The 10,915-nt window shown below is 56.1% G+C and carries 10 protein-coding genes; 2 read left to right on the top strand and 8 right to left on the bottom strand.

The window, feature by feature from the left end:
* Positions 1–234: 234 nt before the first annotated feature.
* Genes ACTIKR_RS18405 through ACTIKR_RS18380 form a run of 6 tightly spaced genes read right to left on the bottom strand, consistent with a single transcriptional unit; the run spans position 235 to position 7,351 of the window.
* Entirely contained in the window at positions 235–2,388 is a 2,154-nt protein-coding gene (locus ACTIKR_RS18405) for an acetate--CoA ligase family protein (RefSeq protein WP_442328628.1), read from the bottom strand.
* On the bottom strand, positions 2,385–2,882 hold the full coding sequence (locus ACTIKR_RS18400) for a MaoC/PaaZ C-terminal domain-containing protein (RefSeq protein ID WP_442328627.1): 498 nt from the start codon (positions 2,880–2,882) through the stop codon (positions 2,385–2,387). Before ACTIKR_RS18400 ends, ACTIKR_RS18405 begins: the two co-directional genes overlap by 4 nt.
* Positions 2,879–3,628 carry a 3-oxoacyl-ACP reductase FabG gene (gene fabG / locus ACTIKR_RS18395; protein ID WP_442328626.1) on the bottom strand — a complete coding sequence of 250 codons (750 nt, stop codon included), beginning with the start codon at positions 3,626–3,628 and terminating at the stop codon, positions 2,879–2,881. Before fabG ends, ACTIKR_RS18400 begins: the two co-directional genes overlap by 4 nt.
* Before the next feature lie 48 nt (positions 3,629–3,676).
* Complete coding sequence (locus ACTIKR_RS18390) at positions 3,677–4,642, bottom strand: Bug family tripartite tricarboxylate transporter substrate binding protein (protein WP_442328625.1); 966 nt, start codon at positions 4,640–4,642, stop codon at positions 3,677–3,679.
* 26 nt (positions 4,643–4,668) lie between these two features.
* The gene (locus tag ACTIKR_RS18385) at positions 4,669–6,132 is read right to left on the bottom strand and encodes an aldehyde dehydrogenase family protein (RefSeq protein WP_442328624.1); all 1,464 of its coding nucleotides are present in this window, start codon (positions 6,130–6,132) and stop codon (positions 4,669–4,671) included.
* Between the two features lie 10 nt (positions 6,133–6,142).
* Positions 6,143–7,351: an iron-containing alcohol dehydrogenase family protein gene (locus ACTIKR_RS18380; RefSeq protein ID WP_442328623.1), complete on the bottom strand. Its 1,209-nt coding sequence runs from the start codon at positions 7,349–7,351 to the stop codon at positions 6,143–6,145.
* A 62-nt stretch (positions 7,352–7,413) separates the two neighbouring features.
* On the opposite strand from ACTIKR_RS18380, the gene ACTIKR_RS18375 reads away from it, so the two are divergent.
* On the top strand, positions 7,414–8,232 hold the full coding sequence (locus tag ACTIKR_RS18375; RefSeq protein WP_193088805.1) for an IclR family transcriptional regulator: 819 nt from the start codon (positions 7,414–7,416) through the stop codon (positions 8,230–8,232).
* Positions 8,229–9,284, top strand: coding sequence for an NAD(P)H-dependent flavin oxidoreductase (locus ACTIKR_RS18370; RefSeq protein ID WP_442328622.1), 1,056 nt, complete (start codon positions 8,229–8,231; stop codon positions 9,282–9,284). Before ACTIKR_RS18375 ends, ACTIKR_RS18370 begins: the two co-directional genes overlap by 4 nt.
* A 558-nt stretch (positions 9,285–9,842) precedes the next feature.
* Here ACTIKR_RS18370 and ACTIKR_RS18365 read toward each other — a convergent pair.
* Entirely contained in the window at positions 9,843–10,505 is a 663-nt protein-coding gene (locus tag ACTIKR_RS18365) for a hypothetical protein (protein WP_193088804.1), read from the bottom strand.
* A gap of 81 nt (positions 10,506–10,586) precedes the next feature.
* Positions 10,587–10,915 (bottom strand): hypothetical protein (locus ACTIKR_RS18360; protein ID WP_442328621.1); only part of this gene is annotated, 329 nt, incomplete at its 5' end.

Genomic DNA, 10,915 nt, shown 5'->3' with positions numbered 1-10,915 from the left:
GCATACGTTTGAGCTCAGGCGTTGGAAACTGCCCCAGCAGTTCCAGCGCCAGCACATCAATAAAATCACGATTGAAAAGATCATTGACCAGGTCGTGGCCACGGACCGAGATAGAATGGGCGTCGCCGCCGCCAATTTGACTGTTAAACATCGAAAAGCTCCCTCGTTAAGCAATTTTGTCCCCGCATCTGAATGCCGCGCATCAAACGAAAACATTTACAGGCAGGCAAAGTATTATTCAATCACCGCATCCAGCGCGACGACTCCATGACCGTTGTTCAACACCACCAGTGGATTGACTTCAAGCGACTGTACCCGGTCTCCCAGGCTTAGAAACAGCGCGACAAGGTGCTGCGTGGCGTCGAGCAGCGCTGATCGATCACGCGCAGGCAGACCGCGATGACTGGCCAGACGTCTTGCTACCCGCGTAGAATCCAGGATACCGTCCAGCAGAGCACGATCGGCCGGCAGACGGCAGCGCGCCACATCAGCCTCCACTTCCACCCAGACGCCGCCCGCACCAATGCTCAGAATCGGCCCGAAGACCGCATCGCGGTGAATGCCAACCAGCATTTCAACGCCATCGGTGATCATCTCGGAAACAAGTACTCCACGAATATTGTTGTCTGGTACGTTGTGCGCACACGCTGCAGCCATAATCTGCTCAAAAGCCTGGCGCACCTGCGCCTCATCCCACAGGTTCAATTGCACGCCGCCAATTTCGCTTTTGTGCAGCACGCCATCGGCCACAATTTTCAGCGCTACCGGAAAACCAATGGCTTTGGCCTGCATGGCCGCCTCGTCGGCAGTGTGGACTTGCAGCTCCTTCGGAGAACGTACTCCGGATTGCATTATCAGCGCTTTGGCCTGGGTCTCGTTGCACGGCAATGGCCCGGCGCAAGCTTTTTCATGCGAATCCGCCGGTGCATCGCGCCGGCCGTCGTTACGCTCTGTCCATTCGGCATACCAATTGATGCGTTTGAGCGCCTGCATGGCATTGCGCAGGCTATAGACGGGCGCAAAGCCTTCGGCGACCAGTAAATCATGAGCTTGGCCACGACGGCTGCTCATCCAGACGGGTACGAACGCTTTCCTTGCCTGTCTTGCCACCTCAAGCATATTGCGCACCATGCCTTCCGTGCTGGCAGCGTAGTTAGAGGTGATCGGGTACAGCACCGCATCCACGCCAGGATCATTGAAAAGCGGCAACAGGCATTTGCTGGCAAGCTGTGGATCGACCAGGGCCTTGGTCGTCAAATCAACCGGATTAGTCAAGGCGGCATATGATGGCGCGTGTTTTGCCATTTCCGCCACTGTCGATTCGTCCAGAGACGCCATGGTTAATCCTGCTTCACCCACTTTGTCTGCGGACAGTACTCCGGCTCCGCCTGAAGATGAATAAACACACAGACGCTTCAAGCCCTGAACTCCTACGCGCGAAAGCAAGCTTGCTACATCAAGCATTTCATCCAGATCATCGACCCGGATGACGCCATATTGGGAGAACACCGCATCATTAACGACATCATCGCCCGCCAGCGATGCCGTATGCGACTGCGCCGCCTTCTTGCCAAAATCAGAACGACCAACTTTCAGGGCGATCAGCGGCTTGCCTGCCCGGCTGGCTGCCTGCGCGGCAGCGACAAAGCGCTCTCCGTCCTTGATGCCTTCGATGACCGTGCAGATGATATCCGTCCCGGGATCCTGAGCCAGCCATTGGATAAAGTCAGCATTATCCAGGTCAAGCTCGTTACCGGTCGAGAACCAGCGGGAAAAACACACCCCACGTTCATTACCCTGCATCAATGATCGCCCAAGACCGCCACCTTGCGTGACAAGGCCGATACGCGAGAGTTTATTATTACGACCGTCATTGCGGAATTCGGTCGAAAAGGTCAGCCCAAGACGTGGCGACAATATGGTCATGCCGGCGCAATTGGGACCATACAGCCGCATCCCGGTACGCGCGGCAAGCGCCAGCATCTGCTGTTCGGCTTGACGCCCCGTTTCGCCCAGTTCTGCAAAACCGCCGGTAAACACAATGGCATAGCGCACCGCTTTAGCGGCACACGCCTCCAATGTAGCAAGCGCCGAATCTGCCCGGACCAGCAACAGCGCCACATCGATTTTCTGTGCTGGTACGTCGTCGATTGATCTGTACAAGGGCAGGTCCTGCCACTGTCCGCCTCGGGGGTTCACCAGGAACACGTCTCCATCGAAATCCGAGTGTTCAATCAGATTCTGCACTGTGGTGTGACCCAGCGTGCCTGCGGTAGTGGATGCGCCGACAATCATCACGGAACGAGGCTTTATCAGCCCGGCCAGGCTGTCAAAAGCAGTATTCGATTTCAATTGATCGACTTTCAACTGTGATATTCCTGCGCTCATGCGCCCTCCTTCCTGCATGTCATCAGCGTCGTCCATTCTGTGTCGGCCACGACCTCACCATGCTGATTTTTGATAATGCGATGCATCAAGACTCTGCCAGTTCCCGGCCGCTTCAGCGATTCGGTTTTTTTGCCGATGCGCAACTCCACATGAATCGTATCGCCGATAAACACCGGTTTGCGCCATTGGCATCGCAATTCGACCAGCGCGTACCGGGCGCCATCCATCAGCCGATAAACAGGCATGCGCGTGGTCAGCCCGGAGGCGATGGCCAACGTCAGCATGCCGTGGGCAGCGCGCTGCCCAAAAGGATGCTCTTGCGCATAAACTGCATCCGTGTGCAAGGCGTTGAAATCACCCGAGAGACCCGCGAACTGAACCACATCCGCTTCGGTCACGGTGCGACGCGGACTGATCCAGCTCTGCCCCTCATCGATATCATCAAAATAAAGGCGGCGGCTCAAATGCTCGTTCAGATCGAATGGCGTGCTCATGCGTAACGTCCCCCTGTCACATGGACGGTTTCGCCGGTGGTAAACCCGGCCAGACGGGAAGCCAGAAAAGCGACGGTTGCGGCCACATCGGCCGGATCGCCCAGACGGGCGACCGGCGTATTGGATTTGGCGCGCTCGGTCAACTCCTGATAGTCCGGGCGTTGTTGCATGCGAGGCGTAGAGATGACCCCCGGCGCCACGGCGTTGGCGGTGATGCCGAATTTGCCAGATTCCAGCGCCAGCGAACGGGTGAAGCCGATCAAGCCGGCTTTTGCCGCTGAATAATTGGTCTGCCCGGGATTGCCAAGATGCGCACGCGATGCGATGTTAATAACCCGGCCATATCGGTTATCCATCATCATCGGCAATACGGCACGGGTGCAATGGAATGCCCCTTGCAGGGTGACGTCCAGAACCGCATGCCAGTCTTCCTCAGACATTTTGGTCAGATAGCGGTCACGTGCAAAGCCGGCGTTGTTGACGAGCACATCAATTTTTTTCCACCTATCCGTAGCCTGTTGCACGGCCTGATCCACCGCATTCTTGTCCGTCACATCAGCAAGTACGCCAAGCACGCGTCCCTCGAAGGCAGCAAGCTGTTGGCAGGCATTGTCAATCGACGGCTGGCTGGCATCGCATACCACGACATTGCAACCCTCCTGAAGAAAACGCGTTGCCATTGCCAGGCCCAGTGTGCCGGCGCCGCCTGTTATCAAAGCGGTGCTGTCTTTCAATCCCAGATCCATATTCAGTTTTCCATCCAAAGTCTGATTTCAATTTCGGTCATGTCATTCTCATTCAATTTGAAGCTTGGCTTTTTCCACAAGCGTTTTGGCTTCAGTCCGTTCGTTGGCCCAGAATCGGTCAAATTCCTGCGGCGTACTGCCGACTAGCGGCGTGTACACGCGGGCAAACCGCTCGCGCACCACAGAGGTTTGCAGCGTCTCGCGCAGTGCCTTGGAAAACTTGTCGATGATGGGCTGCGGCGTACCTTTTGGCATCACGACGGCTTGCCACGTTGTCACGTTAAAGCCGGGTACGCCAGACTCTGCCACTGTCGGTATATCAGGAACATCCGGCGCGCGCTTGCTGCTGCTGATGGCCAGTGCGCGCAAGGTTCCATTCTCGATAAAGGGGGCGGTGGTTGAGCGGCTGTCGACCATGAACGTCAGCCGGCCGGCGATCAAATCCTGAAGCGCAGGCGCACTGCCCTTGTACGGCACGTGTGTCAGTTTCGCGTCCAACGCAAGCGCTAGCGAGGTTCCTGCGATATGCATGGAGCTGCCCTGGCCCGCTGAGCCGAATGTCAGCTTTTCCTGGTCCTTCCTGATACCGGCAATCAAGTCCTGCATGTTTTTATAGGGCGATTTTTTGGGAACGACCACGATCAGCGGCGAGTCTGTCAATTGCGTCACCGGCGCGAACACGTCGCCGGGATCGGTTTTGACGTTTTTGTACAAATAGGTATTGACAGCAAGCGGCCCCACATTGGCCCACAGGGCGGTGTATCCATCGGGTGCAGCCGTAGCGACGGCGTTGTTGGCGATATTACCGTTGGCCCCCGCCTTATAATCGGGCACCACGGGCTGGCCCAGTTTTTCTGCCAGCACGTCCTGCACCATTTTAAATGCGATATCAGACGCGCCTCCCGGGGCAAAACCGATAACCATGCGAACGGGCCTTTCAGGCCACTGTGCCATCGCGCTTGTTGCCAGCGAACATGCAGCCACTCCCAGTGCCACTTTCATAAACATTTTCATCACTTCCTCCTTGGATTATTAACTGCTCAAACACTCATGTCATATTTGACGTTCTTTAACTGCGTGTTTTCATAAATGGCTTCCAGGCCACGCTCCTTGCCTATGCCGGAAAGCTTATAGCCGCCAAAAGGCGCATCGAAGGACGTGCGCACGCCGGTATTAATGGCAACGCTTCCCGATTGCAGACCCCTTGCCATTCTCAATGCCCGTCCGCCATCCCGCGTGAAGACCACGGCTGCCAGTCCATAGCGCGAGTGATTGGCAATACGCAAGGCATCGTCTTCATCCTTGAACGTGATGACGGACTGCACCGGTCCGAAGATTTCATCCTGTGCCGATTGCATTTGCGCGCCCGATTGCAACAGCAACGTGGGCGGCACAAAAAAGCCGGATGCCGTGTTCTCGTCCAGAGCGATGTCGCCAAAAGAAGCGGGCTTGGCCCCCTCTTCTGTCGCAAGCCGAATGTAGTGCTCGACACGCTGCTTTTGCGCTGCGCTGACCAGCGGTCCCATTTCGGTATCGGGCGCTCCAGGCGTGCCAACCCGCACTGCTCGCAGGCGCTTTTGCAGACGATCAAGAAAATCATCAAGTATCGTTTCCTGCACAAGTATGCGTGTGCAGGCAATACATACCTGGCCGGAATTCTTGATGATGTCTCCCGCTGCGACAGCAACAGCCTTGTCCAGCGCGGCATCTTCAAACACGATCAGTGGCGACTTGCCACCCAGTTCCAGCGTGACCCGCTTCAAGTCGTTTGCGGTGGAAGCGAGAATGCGGGCACCGGTGACGGTTCCGCCTGTGAACGACACTCTGGACACGAGCGGATGCGTGACCAATTGTTCGCCTACGGTCGCCCCTAGGCCATTGACCACATTGACAACGCCAGGCGGGAAGCCCGCTTCCTCGAACAGCCGCGCCAGCGCCAGGGTCGACAGCGGCGTGACCTCGGACGGCTTGAGCACGATGGTATTGCCGGCTGCCAGCGCAGGCCCCAGTTTGTTGATCGTCAGCGTCATCGGGTAGTTCCACGGCATAATCAGCGCACAAACGCCCAGCGGCTCACGAATGGTGTAATTGAGGACATCGCTGTTTCCCACGGCGATCGTTTCGCCGCGTACGGCAGGAATCATGCCCGCAAAGTACTCCAGTGAAGACGGCATGGCCTTGAGCGATTCGAGCGAATGCGTAATGGGCTTGCCAACGTTCAATGTCTCTATCCACGCGAGTTTTTCCCGATCACGATCAAAAAGCACCGCCAGGCGTCTTAGCAATCGGCCGCGTTCGGCCGGCGTGGTCCTGCGCCAGCCATGTTCGAATGCGTTGTGGGCTGCCTGTACGGCTGCATCCACGTCAGCCGCGTCTGCCTGATATACCTGGGCAAGGGGTTTTGCTGTGGCCGGGTTGAGTGTGTCAAAGACCAGCCCTTCCCGGCCGGCTTGCCAGCGCCCGTCGATGAGCATCTCGTATGGTTTGGAATCAATAACATTCATGACAGGATCCTTAATTGCCCATTTGCAGGTACAGTGATTTGATTTCTTCGTGGCTGAGACGGCGCGGGTTAAGCGGCATGGATGCGCTTTGCACAGCCTGGGTCGCCAGTTGACCGGCCTGCTGTTCTGACAATTGCAAATTGGTCAGATAAAGAGAGATATTGGCCTGTCGCGCCAACTGTTCGACCCGCTCGATCAGCGCCTGCGCGCCCCTATGATCATCGCCCGTACCAGCAATATTCAAATGCCTAGCGGTATTGGCGTAAACGCTGGCATGCGTCTGCACGGTGTAGCGCGACACCACGCGAAAGACAGGGGCCAGCACTTCGGCATGCGCCATGTCTGCGACCGACTCCAGCGGTGTACACATGGCATGGACGGCGTCTACTTTGCTGATGCCGATTGCCACACCTGCAAGATATGCCCCCATCTGCATCTCTGTACGCGCAGCCAGATTTTCCGGTTTTTCGAGCACCAAGGGTAAGGCTTGCATGCAGGCATGCAGGGCGTGCAAGGCGATGGCTTTACCAATCGGGTTGCAATCGGTATTGACCAGCGCACCCAGTGCATGCAGCAACGCGTCGAATCCGCCTTGCGCAGTCGGCCGCATTGGCAGGTTCAAGGTAAGGTCAGGTTGTAGCGCGACCAACGCGGGACGGGTTCGCAAAGAACGGTACATATGCTTGCGCCCGTCATCGCCCTGAATCAGCGCCGCTGAGCTACTCTCGCTACCCGTGCCCGAGGTCGTGGGAATGGCAAGCAATAACGGCGCATCAGGCCGAACAGGACCATCAAGCCATGCCTGGCCGCGAGGTGCCGCCAGCTCTTCAGGCTCCAGGCCACTGCAAAGACATCCAAACACGACTTTGGCAACGTCAATAACACTGCCTCCACCCACGGCGATAATACTGACACAACCGGAATGTCGCGCCATACGCAATGCTTCTCGTACCTCGGCCAGCGATGGGTTGGCCACCACCCCTTCGAATACCTGCCAATCCTGTATTGACCTTGCGGCAAGCGCCGCCTGCACAACAGCGCTACTGGCACGCCATGCACCCGGGTCGGTGATGACAAGCGGACGGCGCAGCCTGGATTCGGCGGCCTCGATTACTTGCCGTACCGCGGACGGCCCCCAATAGCAGTTGCCTGGCCATGATACGGCGCCGCTGATTTGAAGAACCGCAGAGCGGGTATTGATGTCTTCCATCATTTCCATTATAATTTGCTGTGCGAATTATTAATTTGCTAATTGAATTATCATAATGAAAGAGGATATTCATGTCAAGACGCCCCAATCCAAAAGACGATGAAAATGCAATGACATCCGACACACCTGACAGGCAGTTCGTCACTGCGCTGGCACGAGGCCTGGAAATATTGCAATGTTTTGATGCTGAGCAAAGGATGCTGGGAACAACGGACATCGCCCAAATGACCGGGTTAGCGCAACCCACTGTATGGCGACTATGCTATACATTGCAGAAAACCGGGTTTCTCACGAACGTCCCGGGTAAGGACAAGTTGCAATTGGGAACAGCTGCGATTGCGTTAGGCGCTGCGGCATTGGCGGGCCAGGATGCGCTGGAGGTCGTCCGACCCATGCTGCAGGCGATTGCCGACCGCTATCAAGTGGCCGTTGCTCTGGGCCGACGGGAGGGCAATAGTATTGTCTATCTGCTGCGCTGCCAGGGCAATTCACCGCTGTTGATGAATCTGCGTGTAGGTTCGCGTATCCCCTTGTTTCACAGCGCGATTGGCTGGGCATATCTGGCAAACTGCAATCCCGAGGTGCGCGACCAACTGCTGACCGAAGCCCAGAGCAGTGGCAAGCTGGCAGATGCCTCCGAATTCAAGGCAATGAAACAGGCGCTGGCACGCTATCCTGAGCGTGGTTTTGTCTATCACGAGCGGCCCATATACCAGATCAATACCGTGGCCTCGGGGATCAAACTTCCCGATGGCGAGCGGCTTGTGGTCAGCTGCGGCGGACCCAGCTCCCTGCTGCCCACCCCGCTCATGCTCGAAGAAGTCGGCCCCCTGATCAGCCAACTGGCCCGTGAGTTGCACCCTGTTCTGCTATTAGGAAAAGATATATGAACATGGACGCAAGAGCTGATAGCGCAACAGACATTGACATTCGTCATTGCAATGCGAATATCCCGGATCAATATCCGACACGCATAACCACATTGCTCGGTATCCAATGGCCTTTCCTTCTGGGTGGCATGATGTGGCTTTCCGATGCAAACTTGGTCGCCGCAATGGTCAACGCCGGTGGCATGGGATTTATCACGGCGCGCAGCTCAAATTCTAATGAGCGATTCCGTCAGGAACTGCAGACATGTCGTCACTTGACTGGTGGCATGCCCTTCGGAGTCAATCTGACGCTATCGCGTCGTATGCAGAACAATGACGTCGTGCTTGAGCGTTTACGCATTGCTCTTGAGGAAGGCGTGCGTATTTTCGAAACAGCGGGGCTGCCACCAACATCGCTATTGCCTCAATTGCGACAAACCAATTCGATCGTGATTCATAAATGCGCCCATGTACGCCACGCTGTTGCCGCACAGAATCTTGGCGTAGACGCGGTAACCCTGGTTGGCGTGGAAGAAGGCGGCCACCCCGGCAGCAACCAGTTGCCAACGTTTTTGAATGGTGCATATGCGCTTGAGCAATTGCACATTCCACTAGCGTTGGGCGGGGGTATTGGCCACGGACGGCAAATTGCAGCTGCACTTGCCTTGGGCGCAGATGCCGTGGTCATGGGCAGTATTTTCACGCTAGCGCACGAAACACCAGCACACCAGGCATACAAGCAACGTGTGGCCGCCACGGACCAGCACGGCACCTGTACGGTTCTTGGGTCCTTGGGCGACACCTGGCGAGTCATTAACAATAACAATGCCCGCAAGGTCGCTGCCATGGAACAAGCCGGCGCACGTGAGTATGCTGATTTCGGGGAGTTAATCAGTGGTGTGCGCACAAAAGCACTGGCCTATGGACAGGGAGAACACGAAGAAGGCATGCTGTCAATGGGACCGGCGGTGGGTTTTGCACACTCGGTCGAGTCCGTGGCCTGTATTGTTAGCCGATTACAGCAGCAGCTGATGGATGCAATCGGCCGATTTCAATACATGTGTAATAGGTGAACTGTCGCCGGTTGCAACGTCGTGGTCAATACGGACAGTAGTTGGACCTGTGATCCAGCAGCAAATGCAATTAATCCCGAGACTGCGCGTTGCTTAATTTATAGCCGATTCACAAGCAGCCCACATTTGACTCCCTTCTATATCAGCGACCTTACCCGCCGACCTGCTCGCCTTCTTTCACTGCCCGCTCAAGATCGTTTTTGGGACAATATGACTTCACCAGGATCCATGGCGTTTTCTCGGTTCGGCTCAAACCGTAATTTTTTCATGTACGGTGCGTGCTTTTCCCGGCGCTAGTTCAGAAATTTCTTGCCGTAGTGCGCCCTGGCCTGTTCAACATTTTTCTGGCCGGTCACAATATCACGCATTAAAAACACAATGACCACCCGGCAAGCTACAGGGCGCCGTCATATGCCATTATCAATGGCGACGACGCCTTGTTTTTCCCGCTGGCTGCCCGAACCATAGCTCAAAGCAACCGGGCTTTGGATAGCAAACATATTTCAGCCTCATTAGCAGTTGGCCCGATAATTTTTTTGCAATGCCAAGATGGCGCTGTCAATTCGAACCGTAAAATACGCGAAGATCCTGCGTACTCTGGGGCTGCAGCCTTGGGCTGTCCACATAAACAACCGGACTTATGACCGGCGTCGTCGCAACGACACGGTTGGTATTGCGCTGGCTCTGACTGTTATTGATCCTACTGTTATCAGCGGCCGCCACCGGACGTTCCGGAAGCCCTTTTGCCGTTGCATAGTTCGGACAACTTCGACCAGTGGACTCATAGGCTTTGCGGTTCACGTCTTCACCGAAACAGAAAAAACGCATGTCCGCCACATCTTTGTATCCCAACTTGTACGCAATACTGGTATCTTCACGCGCATTACACGCTTCCGACTCACCGGCCAGCGAACCACCGATACCAAAACCGGTCGCACCAATACCAAATGTGCTCGACTGACCGCAGTTGTTCACGCCGCCAAACATACTGGGCGGTGCATATACATTTGGGGTTGTGTGGACCGTCTGTGTACGTCTTTGCTCGGAGCCGCCAAAGGTCAGGTCAACGACCGCAGCCGCACCGGAGTCGGCAGACTGATTCGAATTGGCGTTTGACCCGCTATTGGCATTTGAATTTGAACCCGAGATAGCGCCCGCTGATTGGGCAAACACCGGAGGTGACAGCAGCAACCCAAGGGTAACGACAAGTATCATTTTCATGGCAATTCCCTTACGGAGAGAGCGCGCCCTCCCCGAGAAGATGTTTTCATTGATTACGTGCTTATGCGATCGGCACCCGCTTTAAGGTGTCCAGTGAACAAAGGAGCCGATCGTTCCAAAGGTGCCACCCGCTCCGGATGTAAAGGCACCACCGGCAACCGCATTGGATGTCTGTGCCGCAAATCCGAGAGAAAACCCGGAATTGGTTTGCGAAGAAACAGATTGTCCGGCGGTTTGCGTTGTCACGCCGCCGGGCCCGCCCACTACCTGCGCAGCAGACCCCGTTTGATTGGATGCAGCAGAGGTATTGCCGGCGGCCGAGGTGCCAAGCGAGCCCTGACTGCCGGCTACCGACGAGCCGCCACTGGCTGTACTACCTGCGCCCCCACTGGTGGCAAACGCGCCAATTG

Origin of the sequence: Advenella sp. (genome assembly GCF_052108595.1) — a bacterium.
Lineage (GTDB): Bacteria > Pseudomonadota > Gammaproteobacteria > Burkholderiales > Burkholderiaceae_B > Advenella.
This window is presented reverse-complemented; position numbering and strand designations above follow the sequence as displayed.

Coding starts and splice junctions, on each gene's coding strand:
- ACTIKR_RS18405 (WP_442328628.1), bottom strand. CDS start 2,388: ATGAGCGCAGGAATATCACAGTTGAAAGTCGATCAATTGAAATCGAAT.
- ACTIKR_RS18400 (WP_442328627.1), bottom strand. CDS start 2,882: ATGAGCACGCCATTCGATCTGAACGAGCATTTGAGCCGCCGCCTTTAT.
- fabG (WP_442328626.1), bottom strand. CDS start 3,628: ATGGATCTGGGATTGAAAGACAGCACCGCTTTGATAACAGGCGGCGCC.
- ACTIKR_RS18390 (WP_442328625.1), bottom strand. CDS start 4,642: ATGAAAATGTTTATGAAAGTGGCACTGGGAGTGGCTGCATGTTCGCTG.
- ACTIKR_RS18385 (WP_442328624.1), bottom strand. CDS start 6,132: ATGAATGTTATTGATTCCAAACCATACGAGATGCTCATCGACGGGCGC.
- ACTIKR_RS18380 (WP_442328623.1), bottom strand. CDS start 7,351: ATGGAAATGATGGAAGACATCAATACCCGCTCTGCGGTTCTTCAAATC.
- ACTIKR_RS18375 (WP_193088805.1), top strand. CDS start 7,414: ATGTCAAGACGCCCCAATCCAAAAGACGATGAAAATGCAATGACATCC.
- ACTIKR_RS18370 (WP_442328622.1), top strand. CDS start 8,229: ATGAACATGGACGCAAGAGCTGATAGCGCAACAGACATTGACATTCGT.
- ACTIKR_RS18365 (WP_193088804.1), bottom strand. CDS start 10,505: ATGAAAATGATACTTGTCGTTACCCTTGGGTTGCTGCTGTCACCTCCG.